This window comes from Aeromonas sp. 603607 (assembly GCF_049171595.1).
Classification (GTDB): Bacteria; Pseudomonadota; Gammaproteobacteria; order Enterobacterales; family Aeromonadaceae; genus Aeromonas; species Aeromonas veronii.
Window position 1 is genome coordinate 682,564 of the sequence record NZ_JAAKOV010000001.1, and the last position, 26,059, is coordinate 708,622.

Here is a 26,059-nt window from a genome sequence, read left to right on the forward strand (position 1 = left end):
AACAAGGAGGTAAACAGGCACACTCGAGCCCCTCCCTGTCCATGATGCGAGAAAAAAGCGGTGTCGACTCTCAATTTTGTCGAGCACAGTTGGCGATTGGGCTCTCCAGCCCCTAAAATCGCGGCCCCATCAACAATTTGGCGTGAGTTGTTTTCCATGCAGACACTGGTTGAGCAGATTGTTTACATCAGCGACATGTTTGGTACTGCGGTATTCGCGTTTTCAGGGGTTCTGGTGGCGGGCCGGCTCAGAATGGACGGATTTGGCGTCATGGTGTTGGCGGCAGTCACCGCCATCGGCGGTGGCACCATCCGCGACATGATCCTGGGAGCAACCCCGGTGTTCTGGGTTCGCGATCCTCTCTATATCTGGGTGGTCATTGCAACGGCGCTGATCGGGATGTGGATGGTCAAACTGCCCCGCAGAATGCCCTGGTATGTACTGCCCGTCGCGGATGCCTTCGGGTTGGCCCTCTTTACGGTGATTGGGGCGCAAAAAGCCCTCAACTTCGGTACCCCGGGACTGATCGCCGTGCTGATGGGGACCATGACAGGGGTAGCAGGCGGCATGATCCGTGATGTACTGGCCAGGGAAGTGCCTATGGTGTTGCAAAAAGAGATCTATGCAACAGCCTGCATTTTGGGCGGAATCCTCTACACCCTGGCACTGGAGGCGAACATGGACAGAGTAACCGCCATGCTCATCTGTATGACAGCAGTGTTCGGTTTGCGGGTAGCTGCTATCTACTGGCACCTGTCGCTACCAACCTTCTCGCTGCAACGCAACTGAAAGCACGCCCGCAGTGGAATATGGCTCTGTGGGTTGTGCGTTGAACCAAATGGGCTTTTCTGTTGTCATAGAAGCAGTCGTTGTTAGCCGGATATTCTCATGCACAAAATCGGTATGCTTACCACTCTCCTCCTTGCGAACGTGACAGCAGCACATGCCGAAGCACAAGCCGTTTTTGGACGACTGGCATCGGCGCCAGTGCAGCAGTTCAACCAGCAGATACGTCAGGCGAACGAGCTACATCAGAAATGGGTCAATGACTACCGTGAGGTAGCACTTCGTTTTGTCGGTCATAGCGACATCCCCAGTCGCATCCATGCACAGCAACTGGATAATGATCTGGTACTCTCGGTTGCCCTCGATGGCAGCAAGAACGACATGCTCTATATCCTGACTCTCTATCGCAGCGATAACCTTTGGCAAATGAGGGGAGCGGAAATGGGTTGGCGTTGCCTGGGGGAGCACTCCTTCACTCCCGTTCCCTGTCCATAAATCCAAGCTCCGAGCTATAAAACAAAAATCCGGCACATTGGCCGGATTTTTTATGGGAGATTGAGCGTCAAATTACGGACGGTAAACTTTGACGTTGGCAAAGCCTTTCTCTTTCAGGTAAAGCGCCTGCAGCTTGCTCATCACGCCGCGATCGCAGTAGAGCAGGTAGGTCTTCTCTTTGGGCAGATCGCCAAAGGCGGTGGCCAGCTTGAAGAAGGGGATATGCAGTACTTCACGACCTTCCACCACCAGCGGCTTCTCGTCGTGTTCGTCGGCAGAGCGGATATCCAGGATCACCTCGTCAGCGCCCAGCACCTGGGTGGTTTCCACCTCTTGCACTTCAGCGGCAGTCTCTTCACCAATACGACGGATATCGAGGTAACGGGCCTCGGAGACCACCTTGTCCAGAATGGAGAAGTCAAAATTGGCCTCTTCCTCTTCAATGCGGGAGAGCTCGGCCTTCACAGTCGGCTTTTTGGAGATGACCCCACAATACTCCGGCATGGTCTCGGCGAACTCTAGGGTGCCAATGCGTCGGGCTTCACTGATGATGTCCGGCTTGTCCCAGGTGATGAGCGGGCGCAGGATCACCTTGTCGGTCACCCGGTCGATGACGTTCAGGTTGGTGAGGGTTTGGCTGGAGACCTGACCCACACACTCACCGGTCACCAGCGCCGGGATCTGGAATTCATCGGCCACCTTGGCGGCAGCACGCATCATCATCCGCTTGAGCACCACGCCCATCTGACCGTTGTCGATCTTCTCGAGGATCTCGGCGACCACCGGCTCGAAGTCCACAGCGGTGAAACGCACCCGGTGGGATGAACCGAAGCGGTTCCACAGGTGATAGGCCACCTGCTTGACGCCGATTTCGTGGGCAGCACCGCCCAGATTAAAGAAGCAGTAGTGCACGCGGCAGCCGCGCTTGATGAACTGGAACGACGCCACACCGGAGTCAAAACCGCCGGAGATGAGGCTCAGCACATCTTCCTGAGTGGCGATGGGCATGCCGCTCAGGCCCTGATGGATGGCGCTGACGATGAAGAGCTCCTCGCCGTCGATCTCGAGGTTGATCTTCACATCCGGGTTCTTGAGGCGCACACCATTGCTTTCGCAGTGCTGATTCAATCCACCGCCTACGTAACGCTCAACCTCGAGGGAGGAGAACTCATGCTTGCCGTGGCGCTTGGCGCGCACGCAGAAGGTTTTGCCCTTGAGCTGGTCGCCCCAAACGGCTTTCACCTGCTCGAAGATGTCGTGCAGATCGGTAAACTTGCTGGCTTGTACCTCGAGGAAGGCCTGAATGCCGGGAATGCAGGCCAGGGCTTCGATTGCCTGCTCGCGGAACTGGTCATTGCGGGAGCTCACGATCAGCTTGTCCCAATCCATCCGTACGCGGGCATCGTCGTCGAAGCGGCGCAGGACATTGCGGATATTGCCCTGCAGGATCTTGATAAAGCGCTGGCGAACCGACTTGCTCTTGATGGTGATTTCCGGGAACAGCTTGATAATGAACTTCATGGTAATGACTCGGGTGACCTTGATTTAAGGGCGCGAATTATATCAGAACTTTGTGGCCAGCGCCTACTGGATGAGCGTTTGCTCACATTCCCCCACGCAATGTTTGCCGCACCGAGGCAATCTTGCGTATATTCCCGAACCTGCGTCCCGGCAACATTCCTGACCACAGACCCATTCGATGAAGACCTACATCTACTACCCCGGCATGGAAGTACGCGACGAGCTGTGGCTCAAGTTTGCCCTGCTCTATCTGGAGCGGCTCGCCTTCGTCTTCACCGTCAGTGAGAAGAGCGGCCTTACCGCCCTGCTGCAGACGCTCGAACAGGAGACGGACCTGCTGGCCGAGCGGCCGGATGCCGCCTTCTTTGCCGCCATCACTCCCCAGATAGAGAGTCAGATTGCCGGCCTTGTCGCCCCTGACTTCGTGCGTCACAAGGTGTTTGGTAACAAGGAGTTGATCGGTCGCTGGCGTACACCGGCCAACCACGACTGTTTCTGCCCGGCCCAGGCAGGGCTGGAGCGGCTGCACGGCTTTTGCCTGGCCCACGGTTTTGCCAGCCGGGAGGAGGGCGGGTTCAGGATGGCACGCCGCTTTGCCAACCTGCTCTCCATGCGGCTCGCCCGCGAGTGGGCACTCGCCAATGAGGGAGCCCTCATCACCGATCACGACTATCTCGACCGGCTGCTGCACCTGCTTGAATCCCGCTATCACAACCGCGGTGGTCAGGATTGCTTCCATCTGGAGATCCCGCTGCAAGTGCCCACTCACTTGGCCGACATCCCGTTTGCAGAACTGATCGCCCTGCGCAGTCGCAGCGGCTTTCGCCAGCAGTTGGCCGAGTTTAATCAGGCGCTCGATGCCCTGCTCGCCATGCTGGGCAGCGGCTATGCCGACCCGGCGGCCCTGACCCGCTTTGAGCAGGCTCAGCAAGGGCTCAATCAACTGCTCGGGCCCGAGACCCTCAGCATGCCACTCACCACCCTGGTCAGCACCAGCCTGCCCGCCGTAGCCATGCTCCACCAGTTAAAGGCGAGCCACCCCGAAAGCAACCTCATCTTCCATCCCATCAAGAAGAGCCACTTTCACCAGCGCAAGAGCCAGCACTTCTTCACCCGGCTCGGCCATCTGCGCCAACCGGGCTGAATGGGCGGAATGAAAAAGGGGTTGGCATTTGCCAACCCCTCTCGTTATCTGCGGCCTACCAATCATCACCACGATGATTGGCCCGCTCTTGCGCCTTCCTGCGCGCCTCCATCGCCCTGTCACGGCGGATATTGGAAGGGGTACAGGCAAACTGTTTCTGATAGCAACGCGCAAAACTCTCGGAAGCGGGTTCGAAAGGTGAATAGAACCCGGTACGTTCAGGAGAAACATGGTGATCACCATGATTGGTTGTGGCACAACCCGAACTCATCAGCACCAGCAAGGGACACAGAACACGCAGCAAAAGAGAACTCCCGATTGGATTTGAATGAACTCGTAATTATTCATAAATTAATTCATCCAATCAAATATTGATGCATTTCAAATGGTTAATTACATTCACCTCAATGGCTGTCGGCAAAACGATCAACGGGAGATGGTGCCGGCATCACTGTCAGGATGCACCACGCGAAACTCGATACGATCGCTGTTGCCCGCCTCGTCCACCACCACCAGCTGGTATCGACCCGCCTCGCTCAGCACCAGATCGCCATCCCAGCGCAGCCGCTGGCCGTTGAGAAACCAGGCCGGCTTGCCGACACCGCCCAGCACCTTGGGCTGCAACCGATAGCGCTGGCTGCGGATAAGGTTGCCCTCCCCCAGCGCCACGATGCGAATGGGGGCCTGCAGCTCGGCGCTCTGCCCCTCCCCAGCACAACTGCTGGCGAGCAGCGACTGCCGCCGCTCGCTGGGGGACCGCCAAGGCTCCAACGACAACGGCCAGAGTGCCCGAAAACCGGATTGTGCCGCATCGGGGCAACGGGTCAGCGTCGGCTTGCCTTCAGCAGTGAGTGCAACTTGCCGCAGCGGCGAGGGCCAGTCCATGGGATCCGGCAAGGTGGGAGGATCGCGCCCTTCCAGCAACCAGGCGCTCTGGCGCTGCAAACAGGCTTCAGGCAGGGTCGCGCTCATTTTGCGCCCCAGCGGCCAGCAGATCTCGGCCTCACTCACCGTGTTGGGTTGTGCCGGCAAGGGGCTGTTGTCAGCCAGCCGCGAGTAGACCGAGAGCAGCAGCGGCACCGCCGCGCTCTGGCCATAAAAACCGGGCATGGGGGTGCCGTCGGGGCGCCCAAGCCAGACGCCGATGGTCCAGCGACCGGAGACTCCCATCGCCCAGCTGTCGCGATAGCCGTAGCTGGTGCCGGTCTTCCAGGCCAGCCTGTTGACCCGGCCAGTCGCCTCGCTGGCAAAGGGCTGATCAGCCCGTCCCTGCGCGCTCAATATTTGCCAGATGATCCAGGCCGCGCCCGGACTCAGCAAGGGGCGCGACACCGCCTGCTGCCCCGCCAGCCAGACCGGCATTGCCACCTGCCCCTGTCGAGTGAGCGAGCTGTAGAGCGCGACAAGCTGCTCGAGCCGAATACCCGCCGCCCCCAGCGCGATGGCCGGGTTGGGCTTATCGGAGAGCGCCAGTCTCACCCCGGCGTTGTCGAGGCGACTGACCAGTTTATCCGGCCCAAGCGCCTCCAGCACCTGCACCGCCGGTACGTTGAGGGATTGCTGCAGCGCTTGGGCCAGCGTCACCGGCCCCTGAAAGGCACCGGAGAAGTTGGCGGGGCGATAGTCAGATCCCAGCCTCGGCGCATCGGAGAGCAGAGAAGCCGAGTGCACCAGCCCCTCGTCCATCGCCAGACCGTAGATGAATGGCTTGAGGGTGGAGCCGGGAGAGCGGATTGCCTGCACCATGTCGAGATAACCGTGGCGGCGCAAATTGCCATACTCGGCGCTGCCCACATAGGCGCGCACCGCCATGGTTTTGTTGTCTACCAAGAGCAACGCCGCTGAGGTCTGCTCGGGGAAACGGCGAATGTAGCTCGCCACCCGTCCCTCCAGCCAGCGCTGCAGATCCCCGTCGATGGTGGTGTGCACCAGCGCCCCGGCCTGATGGTCGGCGGCGAGACGGGCAAAGAGCGGCGCCTCCATCGGCGTGAAGTGACCTCGGGCCAGCACCGGCTCGATACGTCCCTCCAACCACACCTGTTCGGGCCAGACACCCTGAGCCACCAGCCGCTGCATCACCTTGTCACGGGCGGCGCGGGCCCGCTCGGGATGCCGGTCCGGCCGGTTGCGGCTGGGAGCCTGCGGCAGCACCGCCAACAGCGCCGCCTCGGCATAGGTCAGCTTGGCCGCGCTCTTGCCGAGATAGGCAAAACTTGCCGCCTGCACCCCCTCCAGGTTGCCGCCAAACGGCGCCCGGTTGAGGTAGACTGTGAGCAGGGTGCGCTTGTCATAGTGCCACTCCAGCTGCAGCGCACGGGCCATCTGGCGCAACTTGCCGGGCACACTCCTGTGGTAAGGCTCGATGAGGCGGGCAACCTGCATGGTAAGAGTCGAGCCGCCCGACACGGCGCGCCCGTAACGCAGCCACTGCCAGACCCCGCGCACCATGGCCACCGGATTGACCCCGGGATGGCGCCAGAAGTAGCGATCCTCGTAACCCAGCAACGCCTCGATATAGCGGGGGGAGACCTGCTCCAGGGTCACGGGGTAGCGCCACACGCCGCTGGTATCGGCAAAGGCGCGCAGCGGCCGCCCTTTCATGTCGAGCACCACCCGCGCATAGGCGGGGTCGAGTGGCGGCGGCGGGAAAATCCGATCCAGCGCCAGCAATGACAGCAGCAGTGCGACAACTCCCAGCACCGAAAAGCGCAGCCAGCGCGGCAGACCGCCAAGCCAGCGCCAGCCTGCGCGGCCACTGCGCCCCAGGCTCAGCCAACCACGCTGCCAGAAAGTGAGCGGGCGAACCCGCTCAAGGAAGGGTTTGTTACTCAGAGATACGCACCTCGTGGATATCCTCACCCACTGCCCGCAGCTCGGGCCGGTACATATCCTCCACCTGGGTCGGCGGCACCTGATAGCGACCCGGCGTCACTGCACGCATCAGGTAGACCAGCTGCTGGTTGCTCCCCTCGCTCAGATCCAGCGCTGCCGTGTAGCGGTCATCGCGAAACTCCTGATGCTTGAGATAGTCGTTCCACTCACTCTGCCACGCCGGTTTCCCCTCGATGGAGAGCTCTTCGAGCTTGATGCTGTTGCCAAGGGCCGGGTTCTCCAGCTCGAAGCCAGCGGGCACCATCTCTACCAGCAGGGCATCAGGCACCGCCGATTCACTGCTGACATTGAGCCGCACCACCACCAGATCGCCCACCTTCACTTTGGCCGGGTCAAAACGCTGACCGTCGCTGTTGAACCAGCTGCGGGTCACACTCATCCCTTTGCTAATCCGTGCTGGCGCCTGTTCGGGGTAACCGATTAGAGTGCGCTGCACATAGAGGGATCCCTTTCCCTCGTTGGTAACGGCGCTGGCGGCCAGTGCCTCGGGGGAGCCCTGCTGCAGCGAAGCCGAACCGCTCAGGGATCCACTGCCAAGAGAGGAAGTTACCCTGGCCTGCCAGTCGACGGCCGAGTCGAAGCGGGCGAGTCGCAACAGGGCTAGCCGCTCTTGGGTGCTTAGCCACTGACGGTGGGCCAGGGTGTCGGCCACCTTGGCGCTGAGATCAGGCCAGCGCTCCGCAGCCAGCTTGTGCTGACGCAGCAAGGAGAGCTCAAGGGCTTCATCGCGCAGCGGTGAGCCGTAATCACCCAGATAGTCATCCCCGCGCTCGGTCGCCAATGCCCGGCTGAGGGCCTTGGCGGCGTTCTGCTCATCCCCCATGGCCGAGAGCGCCAGCGAGAGGTGCAAGAGCGGCAAACCTGAGCGGGCATGATCGGCCTGCTGCTCCCAGATAAGTCGCAGGGTAGCGAGCGGCGCCTTGCCCACCCGGGCCAGCACATAGGCGCTGTAGGCCTGATAGGCCAGCCGGCTGTGCTCGGGGACACTGCTCCAGCGCTCACCATACTGACTGTCGGTGAGATAGCTTTGCAGCCGGTTCAGCGCCTGATTGAGCATCGCCTCCGGCACGGCGTCACCCGCCTCCTTGCGCGCCAGCAGGTAGTCGGCGGCATAAGCGGTGAGCCACTGCTCCTCATCGGAGCGACCATCCCACAGACCAAATCCGCCGCTTGGCAGTTGCAACCGCTGCAGCCGTTGCAGCAGGGCGCGCTGCACATCTGACTCGCTCGCCGCTTTCTTGCCCTCTGCGGGTTTGCTCCAGGCGGCCCGCTCATCGGCCGTGGTCAGCAAGTAAGGCCAGGCCCGCGACAGGGTCTGCTCCAGACAGGCGTAGGGGTAGTCGGCCAGCGCCTGCCACTGGGCTGCCGGATCCCAGGGGGGAGTGCCGGAGAGGCTGAGCAGCCCCTGCAGGTTGGCGCGATCCAGCCCGGCCAGCTCAGTTGGTGCAAAGCTCATCTGCTGGCCGGGGGCCAGCATCTGATAACGCTGGCGAGTCTCGGCAGGCCAGGGGGAGCGCAGCGGCAAAGTCCAGTCGCGGCTGATGGCAAAATCCTTGCCGCTGGCCGCCAACTGCAGGCTTGCCATGCCGCTCGCCCCGGTCACGGTGAGCGGCAGGGTCAGCCACTGCTCCTCGCCATTTTTAAGAGCCAGGGTGCCGGGCAGCTCGCCGTTTGCCTTGAGTCCGCCATTGAGGGTCCAGACAAGGGAGAGGGTCTGATCCTCGCCGCTCATGTTGCGCAGCTGCACCAGCGCCCGGGTCTCATCCCCTCTGGCGCCAAAGCGTGGCCAGCCAATTTCGGCCACCAAGGGCGCCACCACCTTGACGGCGCGCTCGGCCTCACCCACTTGCTGTTCGTTCCAGGCCAGCGCCATCAGCGCCAGCTCACCGTTGAAGTTGGGCAAATCGAGCGGGATCACCGCTTTGCCCTGCTGGTCAAAACTCACCTCGCCGCTCCAGAGCGCAGCTACTTCGACCCGGCTCTCCAGCGCGCCACCCTTTTTCAGCGGCGCCCGATCGCCCCCGTAGTTTAGGCGGGCCAGCTTGCCATCCTGCGGCGGGATCACCTGGCCGTAGTTGTCGAACAAATCTAGGGAGAAGCGCTTGCGACCAAAGAAGATCTCGAACGGGTCGAGGGGCTGGTAGTCGCTGATGTTGAGCACGCCCCGATCCACCGCCGCCAGCACCACGCGGCCTTGGCTATTGGGGGTGGAGGTGGCGGTCACTTCCAGCCGGGTAAGCGGCACCGCTTTATCAGGCGCGCTCAGGGTGAGCGGCAGACGGCGCGCTTCCCGATCCAGGGTGAGCGGCACCAGCCCGACCGAGCGCAAGCTCTGCCCTTGCTGGCTACTGACCGGCTTGGAGGCGCTGTCTGGCGCGGCGATCTGGGCCGAGATATGCAAGTCATGGCGCTGCCACTCGGGACTGACCGGGATCTCGAACTCGCCGCGGGCATCCTTGGCATCGCCACCGGCCCCCTTGAGCTCGATACGCTGCCACCAGCGCAGGCCGTCGCCATCTTCCACCAGCAGCAAGCCCTTACCGGGGCGCGGGGCTACCAGGGTCACTTTGGCCTTGTCGCCCGCCTGATAGGCGCGCTTGTCGAGAGTGATGGCAATCTTGTCGGGCCTTGCCTGCTCGCCACCGCCGCCCCAGGCGTAACTGCCTATCTCAACCCGCAGGCTCGATTGATGGCCCTGACTGTTCTCCACTTCCAACCGATACCAGCCCGCCGCCAGTTGCAGCGTGAGCGGGGTCGGCCCCTTGCCATCCAGCTGCAGGGTCTGCTCCTGCTCAAGATAGGGCTGGCTGTTGAACTCGTACTTCCACCCCTCGCCATCGGCGTAATGCCAGTAGTAGTCGCGGTACTCGTTGATAAGGCGCACCTTCACCGACCCCGCCACCGGTTGGCCTTGCTCATCAAGGTTGAGGATCTGGAAGGGAAGCGGCTTGCCCCCCTCTACCCGATCCGCCACGAAGTCGGCCTTGAGTGCCGGCCACTGGCTGCCCGCAGGCCAGCCATACTGGGTGCGGCTGCGATTGACGGCGCGGCCACCGGGCTCGGAGAGCGACACCCGATAGGTAACCTCCAGCAGCCCGAGGGCGCGCACCCCATCGAGCTCATCAGTAAGCGAAAAAGTCCCCTGCCCCTGCGCATCGAGGGTGAGACTCCGCGCCTCGAGATCCTTGGCCTGCTCGGCGAGTAGCACGTCACCCAGCGTGAACTCCTGCCACTGGGTAAAGGGCATGGTGGCGCGGCTGATCTTCACCTCCGCCTTGGCCTTGGTGGCGCTCGCAGGCGCACCGTAGAGATAGTCCCCTTGCAGCGGCAGGGTGAGGGAGGCGCCCAGATCCGTCACTTCACCATCCGGCCCCTTGCCGAGCTGCAGTTTGAGCCGCTCCGGCAAAAACTCCTCCACCAAAAAGGGCCACTCGAAACGACTACCAGCGGCGGTCTTGAGGTTAATGGTCCAGCGCCCGAGCGGCGCATCGTCCGGCAGACGCAGGCCGTAATGGGCGGCGCCAAGGCTATCGGGTAGCAGCCGTTTCTGTTCGAGCAATTGACCGTCCGGCTGCTTCACCTCCAGCTCCACCGCCATGCCGGGCAACAGCTGGCCATCCTGCCCCTTGAGCAGGATCTCGCTGTCGAGCCGCTCGCCGGGGCGATAAAGGTCGCGCCCGCTGAACAGATACAACTGCTGGGCCTGCCAGGGCTGGGTGCCGAGATCGAAGGTGGAGAGATCGAGCGCAGCCCCGTCGAGGCGAAGCACCGCCAGATGCTTGCCCTGTTCGGCCAGCAGCAGGCGAGCCCCCTGCACCTGATCGAAGCGGCGATGGCCCTGGGGATCCGTGGTCTGCACCTGCAGCCGGTTGCCCTTCTCGTCGAGCAGGGAGAGCTGCACATCCTTGAGCGGGTCGGCGCTGGCCAGGGAGCTTACGAACACCTCCAGCTGATCGCGGTAACGGCGGGCACTGAGCCCCATGTCGCTCACCGCGAAATAGGTGGTCTCCTTGCGCCAGTCGTAGTTGCCAAGGGGGGACATCACCGCAAAGTAGACGCCAGCCTCCGCCAGCTGCGGCTCCTTCACATTGATGAGGCGGGTCTCGCGTCGGTTGGCATCGAGCTCCAGCGCATAGCGGCCACTGAATACCCGCTTGGCCCGCTTGGTGATCTGCTCAAGCTCCCAGTTCCCCATGCCGGCACCGGGGCGATATTCCGCCAGAAAACGGGGCAAATATTCCGCATCGACCCGAAAGAAATCGATATTGACCTCATCCACGTTGACAGCGCTGATGGGCAGGCGCAGCTCTTGGCGCAGCGGCAATACCATGCCACTGGCGGTAAAGGAGGCTCCCGCCTCCAGCGGCCGGGTCTTGAGGGTCCAGCTCTGGGGGGATGGGCCCAGTCCCGCCTTGAGGCTCACCTCATAGCTTTTATCGGGCTGGACGTTCGGGAAATAGAGGGTGCGACCATCGTCGGCCAGGATCCACTCCCCCTGCACCTGCTTGCCCCCCTCACTGACCCCGAGCCAGCTCTGCCAGTTTGCCTTGGGCGCCAGGGGGCCGGAGAAGACCAGCGCCAGCGCCGGCGCATCCCGATATTGACGGGCATTCGCCTGCACCACGGCGCTTGGGGAGCCCGTTTCCTGCTGCGCGGCAGGCTTTGTAGTCGGCCCATTGGCGACAGGCTTGTCGGGGCCGCAACCAGCCAGCAGCAAACCTGTCAGCCCGGATAGCAGCAGGGCCGAGCAGCGGCGGCGCAGAGCGCCGGTTCCGGCGGTAGAGCGGTGAGAAGCAGAGGGAGAGTCGAAGAGGCGCATAGGTTCCATCCCGAGTTGGAGCGCTGCAAACGCAGCGTGGCTGGAAACAGGATAAGGCATCCTGCTCACCCGACACAAAGCTCATTACCCGAATGGGCACAATTCCGCCCCCCTGCAGCACGAGAACCCCCTTGCCCACTGATCCAGTGCAGCAAGGGTTGTCATTTAGTCGTGGCTGGTCTCGTTTTTCGCTCCGCCTTTGAACCAGCGAAACAGGATGGCCATGACGGCCGCCAGAAACAGCACCAGCGAGGTAATCAGCAGGGCCCGGGTCAACAGTTCGCTGTGGTGGAGAAAGAAGGGGGTATTCATCGCCAGCTTGCCCACCAAACTGAGGCAGAGCGCCCACATAAAGGCACTGGCAAAGCTGGCCACGCACATGCGCAGCACGCTCAGGCGGCCAATCCCCATCAGCATGGGGGTCAGCACCCGCACGAACGGTATAAAACGGGAGGAGAACATCGCCAGAAAACCGTACTTTTTCAGCAACCGGGTCGCCTTGGGCAGGCTGTCGGGAGGCAACATCCGTTCGATATGATCCATAAAGCGGGTGCGCTGCAGTGCCCGTCCCTGCCAGTAGGCGAGCACAGAACCTATGCCAGCAGCCAACGGCAGATAGACAAGAGTCACTTCGGGGCCAAATACCCCCATGCCCACCAACCCACCGGCCAGCAGTACCAGGCTGTCCCCCGGCAGGGGCAGGAAGACGAATGCGGACTCCAGCAGCAGTACCAGCATCAGGCAACTGATCAACAGGGGGACCGCCTGCATCTGAACCAGGGCGTCAAAATCCTGATGCCAAATGGCCATCAGCATATCCAGCATGTCACACTCCCTACTACACGGTTCATCATGAACGAGGCAGGGGTTATAGCACCCATCCCCTGAACAAAACGTTAATTTCGTCCGGCACAGGAAATAAAGTGTGTCGAAATATTGCAGCAACGAGGGGAATGCAAGAAGGGCGAAAAGCAGAAACAAAAAGCCCCTCATCTTGCACGCACAAGGGAGAGGGGCAAACAGGCACAGAAATAAAACGGTTACTCGGCGGTGGCCATCTGCCAGGTTTTGAAGCCGCCGGAGAGGTTTTTCACCTTGAAGCCGTGCTGGCTCAGCAAGCGGCAGGCGACATGGCCGCGCAGCCCGACCTGACAGCTGATCAGCAGCTCTTTCTCTTTGGGCAACTCATGGAGGCGACCACGCAACTCGTCGAGGGGGATATGCAGCGCCCCCGGAATGCGGCCCAGCTTGTCGAGCTCCGGGCCATTGCGCACATCCACTACCAGCTGATGGGGGTTACGAGCCTGCACCTCGGCCACGTGGCAGAGCAGGGTGTCCCCCTTCAGGTGATTGCTTGCCACAAAGCCGGCCATGTTGATCACATCCTTGGCCGAGCCGAACGGCGGCGCATAGGTAAGCTCCAGATCCTGCAGATCAAACACGGTGAGACCGGCGCGCTGGGCCACTGCCAGCACGTCGATGCGCTTGTCGATGCCATCCTTGCCGATGGCCTGGGCACCGTAAATCTTGCCATCCGGGGCAAACAGCAGCTTGAGGCTGACCGGATGGGCACCCGGGTAGTAACCGGCGTGGCTGCCCGGATGGACATAGACCTTCTCGAACGGCAATCCCAGTTGCACCAGTCGCTTCTCGTTGAGGCCGGTGCTGGCCACCGCCAGATCGAACAGCTTGCAGATGGCGGTCCCTTGCGTCTTCTTGTAGGTTTCGCTTCGGCCCAGCATATTGTCGGCGGCGATGCGCCCCTGCCGGTTGGCCGGGCCCGCCAGCGGGATCAGCACAGATTCGCCGGTGACGAAGTCAATCTCTTCCACCGCATCCCCCACCGCATAGATGAAGGGATCCGAGGTACGCATCCCGGCATCCACCTTGATGCCGCCCCGTGGGCCCAGCTCCAGCCCCGCCTTGGCGGCGAGCAGGGTTTCCGGCTTGACGCCGATGGCGAGGATCAAGAGACCGGTATCAAGATGGGAACCATCATTGAGGGTCAGGCGCAGGCCACCGCTTTTGGCGGTCGGCACGGCGGAGGTCTTCTCGGCAGGCAGATCCAGACTCTCGATGGCGGTGAGGCCGGTGCGCAGGCGCAGGTCAATCCCCTCTTCCCGGATGCGGGCATGGAGCATGTTGGCCATCTCCTTGTCCACCGGTGCCATCACCTGATCGGCCAGCTCCAGCAGGGTGACATCCAGCTTGCGCTGATGCAGCGCCTCCATCATCTCCAGCCCGATAAAGCCGCCGCCCACCACAGTGACGTGGCGCGGCTGATCGTGATGCAGAGCCGCCAGAATGCGATCCATGTCCGGGATGTTGCGCAGGGTATAAACATGGGGGCTGTCGATACCGGGGAAAGGAGGACGGATCGGCGCCGCCCCCGGGCTCAGCAGCAGCACATCGTAATGCTCGCGCTGCTCTTCACCGGTTTGCAGGTTGCGCACCAGCAAGGTCTTGCCCGCCTTGTCGATCTCAATCACATCGTGGAAGACCCGCACATCGACGTTGAAACGGCGCTTGAAACTCTGGGGAGTCTGCAGCAGCAAGGCATCCCGGTCGGGGATATCGCCCCCGATGTGATAGGGCAGACCGCAGTTGGCGAAGCTGACAAACTCGCCCCGCTCGAACATCACGATCTCTGCCTCTTCACTCAAACGACGAGCACGAGCCGCCGCCGATGCGCCCCCCGCGACACCACCGATAATCAGGATCCGTTTCATCTGCAAGACTCCTCATACATGATAATGAGCGATAAATTAGACTTTTCTAATTTAGAGTTCAATGAAATTTTGTTTCACACCATTTTGCAGTATTCTTGCAACCCCGACGGTTGCTTAACAGGATGTTGTTTGTTCATGTCGTCTACCGCACTCAGTCATCTTCCTCCTGCCCTCCAGACGCCGCTCTTTTTCCGTCTGGATCTGCGCAGTCAACGGCTGGTCGCCCTGACCGACGTGATGCAAACCCCGCTCTACTGGCTCGATGAGCCGCGCGCCCCCTGGCCTGCCCAGCTGCCCGATGCCCTGCGCCTGCCCATCGAACAACTGCTGGCCAACGGCCATGGCGGCAAGATCACCGTGCGCTTTGCCAGCCAGTTGTGGCATATCGCCCTCGCCCATGAGCAGGATGACTTCTGGCTCATCTGTCTGCAGAATCTTCGTCAGGAGCCCATCGCCGATCTTGCATTGCAACTGCCGCGCCTCAGCCAGATGGCAAGCCAGCAACAGTATGCGCTCCTGCTTGAGACCCTCAAAGAGTGTCTCGGGGCCGATCGGCTCATTCTCTGGCACTATCAGGCCAACGGTGATCTCGGCAGCGAGCAGCTCACCCCCGTATTTACCCTGGGCATAGAGAGCATTTATCCGATCCGCGGCGACAGCCGCTATATCCGCGCCCTGCGCACCCGCAAAGCGTTGAGTTTCTCGGAGGCGGCCCACCAGCCAATGCTGAGCAATCACCTCTATCTGACCAGTGCCGGTGTGCGCTCACGCCTCGATGGTGCCCTGCTGGAGCAGGACAAGCTGTTCGGGGTGCTGAGTCTGGAGTATCTCGATCCCACCCCCCTTAGCGAGGAGATGTTGCAACTGGTGCGCAACAGCGCCCAACTGCTCGGTCACTGGCAACCACAGTGCGAAGAGCAGGAGGGGGAAGCAAGTTTGCCTGCCGAGCTAAGCCAACTGACCGGTATGAGTTACTGCAAGACGCTGATCCGCTGGGCCATGAGCCTTAGTGGTGCCCGCGCCGGCTGGCTCGGCGAGTTCCAGCCCCGCGGTCAGGAGCTCTGGATCATTCCCCGCTGCGTATTTAACGGGGAGCTCTTCTCCACCCTCAAACCCATCCAGCTAGAGCAAGGTCCCGCTTTGGAGCTGTTCCAGCACGGTCAGGCCATCTATGTCGAAAACCTGGCACTGCGTTACCCCAAGGCAACCCGGCTGCTGGCCCTCAAGGCCGACATTTATATCGGTATCCCGCTTCATGACCAGCACGGTACCGTCATGGGGCAGATCACCCTGCTGCTCGACGCTCCGCTGAAAAAGCCCGAGCTCCTGCTGGATCTGTTGAGCAGCCAGCACGAGCGGGCCGCCATCGAGCTGCAACGCCTCGCCGCCGACGACGCCCTGCGGCTGGCGGAAGTGGCCTTCAATACCCACGATGGACTGATCGTGATGGATCACAACGGCATCATCCTCAAGGTCAACCACTCCTTCAGCCGGATCACCGGCTTTGGCGAGGTAGAGGTGCTCGGCCACTCCATTCGCAAGCTGCGCCCCACCTACTTCGGTGATCACCTCAAGGAGGATGTCAGTCGCGCCGTCAACGAGCAGGCGTTCTGGCTCGGGGAAGAGCGCTGTCTGCACAAGGATGGGCACCTCTTTCCGGTGCGCTTGATGGTGAACGGTGTCAAGGATGAGCAGGGAGAACTGAGCCACTTTATCTGCAGCTTCTACGACATCACCCGGGAGAAGGAAGCAGCCAGACACATCGAGCAGCTCGCCTATTACGACGATCTCTGTGGCCTGCACAACCGACGCAGTCTCAACCATATTCTGCAGCAGACCCTGAGCGAGCCAAACAGCCAATGGGGCGCCCTGCTGCTGGTGGATCTGGACAACTTCAAGTCGATCAACGACTCTCTCGGCCACGCCTGCGGCGATCTACTGCTGCAGGCCGTGGTACAGCGTTTCAGGGATCTGCCCCAGGACAATCTGGTACAAGCGCGCATCTCTGGGGATGAATTTGCCCTGCTCTTTACCCAGCTCGGACAAGGGGAAGTCACAGCCAAAATACTGGCAGAGCACTTCGCCCGCGAGCTGATGGGGCTGTTTCGCACCCCGTTCGACATCGGCGATCACAAACTGCACTTCAGCGCCTCAGTGGGGATCAGCCTCTTCTCCGGCAACGAGACGGATCATCTGGTCCTGATGCAACAGGCCGACACCGCAACCCACATGGCCAAGCGCGCCGGTCAGGGCCACTACGTCTTCTTTACCGAGGCGATGGCCCAGCATGAGAAGAACCGGCTGACCCTCACCAATGAGCTGCGCGATGCCCTGCGTCACCACGAGCTGCAACTCCACTATCAACCGCAATACCGGGTCGACAATGGCTCACTGTCGGGTATCGAGGCGCTGCTGCGCTGGCAGCGCAGCGACGGCACCATGGTGCCACCCGGGGAGTTTATCCCCATCGCCGAAGAGACCAGCCTGATCCTCGAAATCGGCTACTGGGTGATGAAGACCGCCTGTGCCCAATACAGCTTCTGGCTCAACCGTGGCCTGCAGATCCCCCATCTGTCGGTCAACGTCAGCGCTCGCCAGTTCCACACCCAGGGCTTCGTACAACAGGTGGAGTACATCTTGCGCGACACCGGTGTGCCCCCTTCCCGCCTGCTGCTGGAGGTGACCGAATCGGTAGTCTTGGAGAATCGGCAGGAGAGTATTGCCAGAATGCGCCAGCTCAAGGAGCTCGGCATCCTCATCTCCATCGATGACTTCGGCACAGGCTACTCGTCGCTGGCCTATCTGCGGGATCTGCCCGCCGATGAGGTGAAGCTGGACAGAAGCTTCATTCAGACCCTGGTACACAGCGAACAGGACAGAGCCATCGTCAAGGCGATACTCGATCTGGCCCAGGTCTTCCGTTTTACCGTCACCGCCGAAGGGGTGGAAGAGGAGGCGCAGCTGGCCATCCTCAAAGCGCTGGGATGCCAGCATTATCAAGGGTTTCTCACCAGTCGGCCGCTCACCGTCAAGGGGCTGGAGCAGCTGCTTGGCAGCCGGGCGCCGGACTAAAGGTGTAGGATCAATAGGGGTTTATGTAATAAAATAACGGCCTGCTCGAATCGTTGGAGTTGTTTATGTCTGTCATTAATCGGATCCCTGCCGTTGAAATCAGCCAGCCAGCCGGAGCTCACGGCACCGTTGGCCGGATCCATTCCGTCGAAACCTGCGGCACTGTCGATGGCCCGGGAATACGCTTTATCGTATTCATGCAAGGCTGCCTGATGCGCTGCAAGTACTGCCACAACCGCGATACCTGGGATACCGAAGGTGGCCGCGAAGTGACCGTACCGGAGTTGATGAGTGACATCACCAGCTATCGCCACTTCATGAATGCCTCCGGCGGTGGCGTGACAGCGTCCGGCGGTGAAGCCATGCTGCAACCCGCTTTCATTACCGAACTCTTTACCGCCTGCAAAGAGAAAGGAATCCACACCTGTCTCGACACCAACGGCTTCGTCCGCCATCTCGACGAACAGGTAGACAAGCTGCTCGACCAGACCGATCTGGTGCTGCTCGACATCAAACAGATCAATGACGAGAAACACATTCCGCTGACCCATGTCAGCAACAGATACACCCTGGAGTTTGCCCGCTATCTGGCAGCCAAAGGCAAGACCATGTGGATCCGCTACGTGGTGGTGCCGACCTGGAGCGACGACGACGAGAGCGCCGAAGGGCTGGGCCAATTTATCGCCGAGCTGGGCGAGAGCGTGGAGAAGGTGGAGCTGCTCCCCTACCATGAGCTGGGCAAACACAAGTGGGACGTGCTGGGAGACCCGTACGAGCTGAGCGGGATCAAGCCCCCCAGCAAGGAGACCATGGAACGGGTCAAGGGCATCCTCGGCAAGTACCACAACAACGTCAAATATTGATGGTAAAAGCAGGCTGACTCGTCAGCCTGCTCTGCTATGGGCGGTCGGGAAGGCCGCCCGGACTCTACTGCATGAATGGACGACAAGATGAGTGAAGGACAACTCGCCGCCCTCCTGATCTGGCTGGTACTGCTGGCCTTCAGCCTGCGCCGCTCCCTGTGGCAGACCCTCCATGACAACCCCCTCTATCAGCACCTGCTGCTGGGGAGTGCCATCGCGCTGGTGCCGCTCTGGTATCTAAGAGCCGGTCTGCATGAGGGGCTGGAGGTCCATTTTCTCGGGCTCACCTCCCTCACCCTGCTGCTTGGCTGGCGGCTGGCACTGCTCGCCCCCTGCCTGACCCTGCTGGTGCTCGGTTACTTCGGTGTCACCAATCTGGCCGATTTTGGCTGGCAGGCACTGGTTGGCATCGCCCTGCCGGTAGCCACCAGCTGGCTGCTGTTTCTGGCCAGCTGGGCCTGGCTGCCGCGCCATCTCTTTGTCTATATCTTCGTTGCCGCCTTTCTCGGCGGCGCCATCACCATCTCGGTCAAGGTGGCCGCCAGCGCGTTGCTAATGGGGCTAAGTGACAGCTACCCCTGGCACACCATCACGGCAGATTACCTCTCCATCTGGCCACTGCTGCTGTTCCCCGAAGCCCTGCTCAACGGCATGGCGATGACGGTGCTGGCCATCTACCGCCCTCACTGGGTCAATACCTTCTTCGACCGCACCTATCTGGGCAAGTAGCTCTCTCTTTCCTGATCTGTGCCCATAAAAAAGGAGAGGCGATCGCCTCTCCTTTTGGTATTCCGAATTCTGTCAAACCTTGGCTTAGTGCAGCTTCAGGGTCGGGCGCAGTACCCGGTTGATGCGACCCACCAGCATGATGAGGCCGGTCTTGACATAGCCATGCAGGGCGATCTGGTGCATCCGGTAGAGGGATATGTAGACCAGACGGGCGATGTAGCCCTCCACCATCATGGAGCCGCGCATCAGGTTACCCATCAGGCTGCCCACGGTGGAGAAGCGGCTGAGGGAGACCAGCGAACCGTGGTCGTGGTAGAGGTAGGGCTTCATCTCGCCGCCATTCATCTTGGCCAGAATGTTCTTGAATGCCTGGCTGGCCATCTGGTGGGCAGACTGGGCGCGCGGCGGCACAAACTTGCCATCCGGCTGCGGGCAGGCGGCGCAGTCACCGATAACGAAGATGTTCTCATCACGGGTAGTCTGCAGAGTCTCTTTCACCACCAGCTGGTTGATGCGGTTGGTCTCAAGGCCGGCGATATCCTTCATAAAGTCAGGCGCCTTGATGCCGGCCGCCCACACCATCAGGTCAGCTTCAATCAGCTCGCCATCCTTGGTGTGCAGACCTTCGGCAGTCGCTTCGGTGATCATGGTGGCGGTACGCACGTCCACACCCAGCTTGACCAGCTCCTGATGGGCGGCGCCGCTGATACGCTCCGGCAGAGCCGGCAGAATGCGCGGGCCCGCTTCCACCAGGGTCACCTTCAGGCTGTCGGTGGTGAGGTTCTTGAAGCCGTAGGCGTAGAGCTGCTCGACCGCGTTGTAGAGCTCGGCAGAGAGCTCAACGCCGGTGGCGCCGCCGCCGACAATCGCAATCTTCACCTTGTCGCCCGGCTTATATTCGGTGGCAAACTGCAGGAAGCGGTTCATCATGCTGTTGTGGAAACGGTGCGCCTGGGAGGGGCTATCGAGGAAAATACAGTTATCCTTGATGCCCTTGGTGTTGAAGTCGTTGGAGACAGAACCGATGGCCATCACCAGATAGTCGTAGGGCAGCTCGCGCTCGTTGACCACGATGTCGCCATTGTCGTCGTGGATCGGGGCCAGCACGATGCGCTTATCGTCACGCTTGATATCGGTCAGGGTGCCGAGCTGGAAGTCGAAACCGTGGTTCTTGGCGTGAGACTGGTAGCTCAGAGCATCGATGCCCGCGTCCATGGAGCCGGTGGCCACTTCGTGCAGCAGGGGTTTCCACAGGTGGGTGCGGTTGCGATCGACCAGAGTGATCTTGGCCTTGTTCTTCTTGCCAAGCTTGCGACCCAGACTGGTGGCCAGCTCCAGGCCACCGGCGCCGCCGCCTACAACGACAATATTCATCATGATGATTTTCCTCGGTTCCTCAAAACGAAAGGGAGCCATTGGCTCCCTAAAACGAAATCGGTCGACGTGATGGATCAGGCTTCTTTGAAGGCCTTCATCCGCTGCAGATGATGCGAGATATTTTTGAACTTATGAGTCTCGCGCTCATCCCACACGATGTCGTAATAGTTCTTCAATTCACGTTCAGTGTCCCGATTATCGCGCACTTCATCCTGAACGGAAAGGATACACAGGCAGTTTCCTGAATTTTTCTTACGAAATTCAGTTACACACTTGGTACCGATATCGTCATATTCTTCCGGCCGGTCGATCTTGCCCTGCATGTTCTCTTCCGGATGGAGGTTGGGGTTGAAGATCACCTGGCGAATGCCGCACAGAAAGCCGATCCGCTCGCTCCAGTAGCCACCAAGACCCACGCCGCAGATCAGCGGTTTGGGATCGGTACTCATATCGAGCTGTTTTTTCACTTCCTTGAGCAGATGGCTCATATCATGACGGGGGTGAACCGTGCTGTAGTGCACGAAACGCACATCATCATCAATAAACTGCAACTGCAGCACTTTCTCGTGATTGCCTAGGCTGGTGGCATCAAAGCCATGCAGATAGATGATCATGGATAAGACCTCAGGATCTGTGTCGGTTTTATCGAAACTACCCCAGCGGCGGCCCCGTGCGCCACCAAAACATCCAACTTTCTTGCTTTGGATCACGCCCCCGCCCCCGATTGCGCCCAGCAGCCCGCGAGCGCCGTCACATGCAGAGGGGCGCATTGCGAGCAACCCTCTGGTGCCCGGCTATCAAAGTGAGATCGCCAGACCGATAATGATAAACCCCTTACCAATCTGAGATGCCCCCACCTCCTTCCCCTGCCAGCAGCCGGACACTTATCTGGCCGGTATGTGACTCATCCCGCAAAAACAAGGCGTTATCGCCAAACGTTTTCGCTCATGAGCGGCATTGTGCATGTTTTGTGCACTGACCCGTGCTGCACCGGCTCCCTCTCACTACTGCCGAGGGATCTGGCACCTCTGTCAATACACGAGATCAATGACCGGGAAAGCTGCGGCTTTCACTATCTTGCCTGTAGCAGTTGCGCGGGCTTCAAGGAGTGATCTGTTCATGAACGAGACCAATCCCCCCTCCCCCCGACCGGGTGCGCGCAAGCGCCCGGTGGATGAAGTGGAGCGCATGCTCCCCATGGGCCAACTCTTTACCCTGGGCCTGCAACATGTGCTGGTGATGTACGCCGGCGCCGTGGCGGTGCCACTGGTGATTGGCGGCAGTCTGGGGCTGCCCAAGGAGCAGATCTCCTACCTTATCAGTTCGGATCTCTTCTGCTGCGGCATCGTCACCCTGCTGCAATGTGTCGGGATTGGCCGCTTTGCCGGGATCCGGTTGCCGGTCATCATGTCGGTCACCTTTGCCGCCGTGATGCCCATGCTGGCCATCGGAGCCAACCCGGATCTGGGGCTGACGGGCATCTTCGGCGCCACCATTGCCGCCGGTATCATCTCGACCCTGCTGGTGCCGCTGATAGGTCGGCTGATGCCGCTCTTCCCGACCGTCGTGACCGGGGTGGTTATCACCTCCATCGGGATCAGCATCATGCAGGTGGGGATCGACTGGATGGCGGGGGGCAAGGGCAATCCGGAATATGGCAGCCTGCGCTACATCGGCACCAGCTTTCTGGTGCTCGTCTTTATCCTGCTGGTGACCCGCTTCACCAAGGGCTTTTTCAGCAATATCTCGGTGCTGCTCGGGATCATCTTCGGTTTCGTGGTGGCCATCGCCATGGGCGAAGTAAGCCTCGATGGCCTTGGCGAGGCAGCCTGGTTTGCCCCCATAGTGCCCTTCGCCTTCGGCTGGCCCACCTTCGATCCCATCTCCATCGCCACCCTGACGGTGATCATGCTCATCACCTTTATCGAATCCATGGGGATGTTTCTGGCCCTTGGCGACATCGTCGGCCATCCGGCCAGGCGCGGTGATATCGTGCGCGGGCTGCGGGTGGATGGCATCGGCACCATTATTGGTGGGATATTCAACAGCTTCCCCCACACCTCCTTCTCCCAGAATATCGGTCTGGTGAGCGTGACCGGGGTATCGAGTCGCTGGGTCTGCGTGATGTCGGGGGGGATCCTGCTCGCCTTTGGCCTCATCCCCAAGATGTCGGTGCTAGTCGCCTCCATCCCGCCCTTCGTACTGGGGGGCGCTGGCATCGTGATGTTCGGCATGGTGCTGGCCACCGGGATCCGCATCCTGGCGCGCACCGATTACAACAGCAACCGTCACAACCTCTATATCGTCGCCATCAGTCTCGGGATCGGCATGATCCCGACGGTCTCCGGGAATTTTTTCCAACAGCTTCCGGCGCAGCTACAACCGCTTTTTCATAGCGGTATCCTGCTGGCCACCATCAGTTCGGTGCTACTCAACCTCTTCTTCAACGGCTATCAGCCGGACCTGACTCACCAGACCCGCCCTCTGTTCGTTGGTCCCATCAAACCGCAGCAAAAACAGGCATAACAAACAGGCCCCCGGACAGCGAGACTGTCCGGGGGCCTGTTGTTCATATCACCGCTGACCCAATCAGGCAGGCAACTGCGCGAAGCGCTCTACCGCCTGCGCTACTTGTGCCAGACTCCCCTGCCAGAAGGCGGCCTCACGGATATCCTGCCCCAGATGCTTGGCTACCAGCTCTTCGGCGCTCATGCGGCCGGTATCGCGCAACAAGGCGCGATACGCCTCGGCCACGCCCTCTTCCCCCGCCGCCTTGCGGCTCATCAACTGCTGATAGACCCCGAGGCTGAACAGATAACCGAACAGATAGGGGTAGTTGTAAAAGCCAAACCCGGCGATGGAGAAGTGCGCCTTGGCCGCCCAGAACATGGGGTGATAGCGGGTCAGACTCCCCTCATACCAACGCCCCCATGCCTCGTCAGTCAGCGCCTTGAGCCGCTCTGCCGGCACATAACCCTGCGCCCGCTCTGCCACCAGCGCCCGCTCGAAATCGAAGCGGGCCGGGATATTGACCAAGAAGGTGGCAGCGCCATCGGCTTCGGCCCAAGCGATGGCCAACTGCTCTTCGGGACTTTCTGCCTGCTCGAACAGGGCGCTGCGCACCAGGGTTTCGGCGAAGATGGAGGCCGTTTCGGCCAGCGTCATGGGATAGCTGCGCTGACTCATCGGCAGATCGCGGATCACCCAGTTGTGCCAGGCGTGACCCAGCTCATGGGCCAGAGTGATGACGTTGTCCATGGTGCCGGCATAGGTGACGAAGAGCCGCGGCTCGACCGGTTCGGCAAACTTGGTGCAGTAGGCGCCGGTGCGGCGATTTGGCGTGGGCGCCGCATCAATCCACCCCTTCTCGGCCATCATGCGGGCAAACGCCCCCATCTCGGGATCGAAACGGCTAAAGGCATCGGCAATCAACTCAATCGCCTCCTCGAACGGGGTCTCGCGGCTGCTGACGGCCGGAGGCGGCGCAAAGAGATCCTCCGGCCCCAGATCATCGAGACCAAGGCGCTCGGCCATCAGCTCCAGCGCACGCTGGCCCAACCCACGGGCTCGCCAGGTTTCGCTCATCAGGGCATCGAGGGTGGCACGCTCGATATGGCTCTGATGGCAGGAGAGATCCAGCGCATCGAGCACACGGGTGTTGCCACGCTGACGGGCCAGCTCCAGCCGCCAGCCGTTGAGGGCATTGAGGATAGCGGCAACCGTCTCCTGCTCACCTTCCCAACCGGCGCTGATGGCATCGAACGCCTCAAGGCGCAGGGCACGCACCGGACTGGAGAGCAGATTGCTCGCCTCGGCCAACCCCATCTCGCGGCCATCAATGGTTAACCGGATCTTGCCCACCAGATCGTTATAGAGGTTGCCCCAGGCGTGCAGACCATCGGTGCCCAAACCGATCACCAGTTGCTCCGCCTCCACCGGCAGGCGCTGATCCTGCAAGCGACGCTCGTGGCGCAGGCGGTACGCCTCCTCGCCGAGCAGCGGATCCCTCATCAGCGCGGCAAATTCCTCTTCCGGCAACGCCAGCATCAGATCTTCCACCGGCGCCAGTGTCTTGAACAGATCGGCGTTGAGGGCGCGAGCGCGGGACGCCAGCTGTTTGGCCTGCGGATCCCGCGCATCCTGACTGCCACGGCAGGCGGCCAGAATGGCGACGTTCCAGCCGATATGACGAATATCACGGGCGCGCAGCCGCACTTCCCGCAAGAAATCCAGCAGTGCAGCGTCATCACCGCGCACCATGTCCAGACCCGCCATATAGCTGGTCAGCTCCTCCAGCGCGTGGCGGGCTGCGCGCATGTCCGCTTCCAGCTCGGGACTGTCGAGGCCCGGGTAGATATGGTCGTTATTCCACTGTTGTTGATACATAGCTTCTCGCAAAGGCCTTTATCGGGAGGTGCAACAGACCTGCGGGCAGCAAGTCCGACACCGGGCAACCCGAAGGCCAATAAATGAAGAGAGGAAAAAAGAGACAATGGCCCGCAAGCTCGCTTATCCCTTGGTTGGGGCAAGACGGCTCACCAGCGTCATCACGGCAACCAGCAGCAGACCCGCCACCACACCGGCCACGGCGTTAAGCAGAGTCGGCGTCACCGCCGCCAGTACGGCCCCTACTGTGGGCAGGGTGGCGACAACAGCGGCTGCGCCTTCAATCAGGTGATGGGCAAAGGGCCAGCCATGCACCAGAATGCCGCCGCCCACCATAAACATGGCGATGGTGCCGACCAGTGCCAGCAGGTGCATCAGACGAGGAGCCGTCACCAACAGTCCCTGCCCCACCGCGCGGCGCAGGGCGCTGCCATCGTGCTTTTGCAGCAGATGCAGACCGATGTCATCGAGCTTGACTATCAGCCCCACCAACCCGTAGACCCCGATGGTCATCAGCAGGGCGATGCCAGCCACCACCGAGAGCTGCAGCGCGAGGCTTGCACCCTGTACCGTGCCAAGGGCGATGACGATGATCTCGGCAGAGAGAATAAAATCGGTGCGGATCGCTCCCTTCACCTTCTGCTGCTCGAAGGCCACCAGATCATCGGGAATAGGAGCAGTGTGTGCCTCACCCTCGCTCACTTCATGAGGCAGGAACTTGTGGGCCAGCTTCTCGGCCCCTTCAAAGCAGAGGTAAGCGCCTCCCAGCATCAAGAGAGGCGTGATAAGCCAGGGCACCAGCGCACTGATGGCGATGGCTGCGGGCACCAGAATCAGCTTGTTGCGAAATGAGCCCTTGGCCACCGCCCACACCACCGGCAGCTCCCGCTCGGCACGCACCCCGGAGACCTGCTCCGCGTTGAGGGCCAGATCATCCCCCAACACCCCGGCGGTCTTCTTCGCCGCCATCTTGGTCATCAGCGCCACGTCATCAAGCACGCTGGCGATATCGTCGAGCAGGGCCAACAAACTGGTTCCAGCCATATCAAAGATCCCTTATATCAGTGAGAAACGTCTTCCCGAAAAATGTCTCGCGCTTGTTCACCACGACCTTGGTCATCAGCGCCACGTCATCAAGCACGCTGGCGATATCATCGAGCAGGGCCAATAAACTGGTTCCAGCCATATCAAAGATCCCTTATATCAGTGAGAAACGTCTTCCCGAAAAATGTCTCGCGCTTGTTCA

Annotated in this window: 17 protein-coding genes; 7 read left to right on the forward strand and 10 right to left on the reverse strand. The window is 61.0% G+C overall.

What is annotated here, in order from left to right:
- Positions 1-156 precede the first annotated feature (156 nt).
- Both G5315_RS02935 and G5315_RS02940 read left to right on the forward strand, forming a co-directional pair.
- The gene (locus G5315_RS02935; protein ID WP_129503709.1) at positions 157-789 is read left to right on the forward strand and encodes a trimeric intracellular cation channel family protein; all 633 of its coding nucleotides are present in this window, start codon (positions 157-159) and stop codon (positions 787-789) included.
- A gap of 99 nt (positions 790-888) precedes the next feature.
- Positions 889-1,281 (forward strand): hypothetical protein, encoded by a 393-nt coding sequence (locus G5315_RS02940; RefSeq protein WP_042053183.1) that lies wholly within the window; start codon positions 889-891, stop codon positions 1,279-1,281.
- Positions 1,282-1,353: 72 nt separating this feature from the next.
- On the opposite strand, the gene thiI is transcribed toward G5315_RS02940, so the two are convergent.
- Positions 1,354-2,802 (reverse strand): tRNA uracil 4-sulfurtransferase ThiI, encoded by a 1,449-nt coding sequence (gene thiI, locus G5315_RS02945; RefSeq protein ID WP_421298638.1) that lies wholly within the window; start codon positions 2,800-2,802, stop codon positions 1,354-1,356.
- A 178-nt stretch (positions 2,803-2,980) separates the two neighbouring features.
- Here thiI and G5315_RS02950 point away from each other — a divergent pair, with 178 nt between their 5' ends.
- Complete coding sequence (locus tag G5315_RS02950) at positions 2,981-3,946, forward strand: hypothetical protein (protein ID WP_421332365.1); 966 nt, start codon at positions 2,981-2,983, stop codon at positions 3,944-3,946.
- A 426-nt stretch (positions 3,947-4,372) separates the two neighbouring features.
- Here the strand turns inward: G5315_RS02950 and pbpC are convergent, their stop codons facing one another.
- The 4 genes from pbpC to G5315_RS02970 form a co-directional block, all read right to left on the reverse strand.
- Positions 4,373-6,805: a penicillin-binding protein 1C gene (gene pbpC, locus G5315_RS02955; protein WP_421332366.1), complete on the reverse strand. Its 2,433-nt coding sequence runs from the start codon at positions 6,803-6,805 to the stop codon at positions 4,373-4,375.
- Positions 6,771-11,657: an alpha-2-macroglobulin family protein gene (locus G5315_RS02960; RefSeq protein WP_421332368.1), complete on the reverse strand. Its 4,887-nt coding sequence runs from the start codon at positions 11,655-11,657 to the stop codon at positions 6,771-6,773. Before G5315_RS02960 ends, pbpC begins: the two co-directional genes overlap by 35 nt.
- Before the next feature lie 165 nt (positions 11,658-11,822).
- Complete coding sequence (locus G5315_RS02965; protein WP_005353037.1) at positions 11,823-12,482, reverse strand: DedA family protein; 660 nt, start codon at positions 12,480-12,482, stop codon at positions 11,823-11,825.
- A gap of 215 nt (positions 12,483-12,697) precedes the next feature.
- Positions 12,698-14,386, reverse strand: a complete 1,689-nt coding sequence (locus tag G5315_RS02970) for an FAD-dependent oxidoreductase (RefSeq protein WP_005344666.1) — start codon at positions 14,384-14,386, stop codon at positions 12,698-12,700.
- A gap of 135 nt (positions 14,387-14,521) precedes the next feature.
- On the opposite strand from G5315_RS02970, the gene G5315_RS02975 reads away from it, so the two are divergent.
- The 3 genes from G5315_RS02975 (at position 14,522) to G5315_RS02985 (ending at position 19,050) form a co-directional block, all read left to right on the forward strand.
- Positions 14,522-17,458 carry an EAL domain-containing protein gene (locus G5315_RS02975; RefSeq protein ID WP_421332370.1) on the forward strand — a complete coding sequence of 979 codons (2,937 nt, stop codon included), beginning with the start codon at positions 14,522-14,524 and terminating at the stop codon, positions 17,456-17,458.
- 65 nt (positions 17,459-17,523) lie between these two features.
- Positions 17,524-18,321 carry a pyruvate formate lyase 1-activating protein gene (gene pflA, locus G5315_RS02980; RefSeq protein ID WP_005333994.1) on the forward strand — a complete coding sequence of 266 codons (798 nt, stop codon included), beginning with the start codon at positions 17,524-17,526 and terminating at the stop codon, positions 18,319-18,321.
- Positions 18,322-18,408: 87 nt separating this feature from the next.
- The gene (locus G5315_RS02985; RefSeq protein ID WP_005361550.1) at positions 18,409-19,050 is read left to right on the forward strand and encodes an energy-coupling factor ABC transporter permease; all 642 of its coding nucleotides are present in this window, start codon (positions 18,409-18,411) and stop codon (positions 19,048-19,050) included.
- An 84-nt stretch (positions 19,051-19,134) separates the two neighbouring features.
- On the opposite strand, the gene G5315_RS02990 is transcribed toward G5315_RS02985, so the two are convergent.
- Both G5315_RS02990 and ycfP read right to left on the reverse strand, forming a co-directional pair.
- Positions 19,135-20,427, reverse strand: a complete 1,293-nt coding sequence (locus tag G5315_RS02990; RefSeq protein WP_021230998.1) for an NAD(P)/FAD-dependent oxidoreductase — start codon at positions 20,425-20,427, stop codon at positions 19,135-19,137.
- Between the two features lie 74 nt (positions 20,428-20,501).
- Positions 20,502-21,041: an alpha/beta hydrolase YcfP gene (gene ycfP, locus G5315_RS02995; protein WP_005361552.1), complete on the reverse strand. Its 540-nt coding sequence runs from the start codon at positions 21,039-21,041 to the stop codon at positions 20,502-20,504.
- Positions 21,042-21,546: 505 nt separating this feature from the next.
- Here ycfP and G5315_RS03000 point away from each other — a divergent pair.
- Complete coding sequence (locus G5315_RS03000; RefSeq protein ID WP_139441505.1) at positions 21,547-22,953, forward strand: nucleobase:cation symporter-2 family protein; 1,407 nt, start codon at positions 21,547-21,549, stop codon at positions 22,951-22,953.
- Between the two features lie 63 nt (positions 22,954-23,016).
- Here the strand turns inward: G5315_RS03000 and G5315_RS03005 are convergent, their stop codons facing one another.
- The 3 genes from G5315_RS03005 to G5315_RS03015 form a co-directional block, all read right to left on the reverse strand.
- Positions 23,017-24,813 carry a M3 family oligoendopeptidase gene (locus G5315_RS03005; protein WP_421332372.1) on the reverse strand — a complete coding sequence of 599 codons (1,797 nt, stop codon included), beginning with the start codon at positions 24,811-24,813 and terminating at the stop codon, positions 23,017-23,019.
- Positions 24,814-24,936: 123 nt separating this feature from the next.
- On the reverse strand, positions 24,937-25,857 hold the full coding sequence (locus G5315_RS03010) for a DUF808 domain-containing protein (protein WP_421262804.1): 921 nt from the start codon (positions 25,855-25,857) through the stop codon (positions 24,937-24,939).
- A 1-nt stretch (position 25,858) separates the two neighbouring features.
- Complete coding sequence (locus G5315_RS03015) at positions 25,859-25,999, reverse strand: hypothetical protein (RefSeq protein ID WP_021231002.1); 141 nt, start codon at positions 25,997-25,999, stop codon at positions 25,859-25,861.
- Positions 26,000-26,059 lie beyond the last annotated feature (60 nt).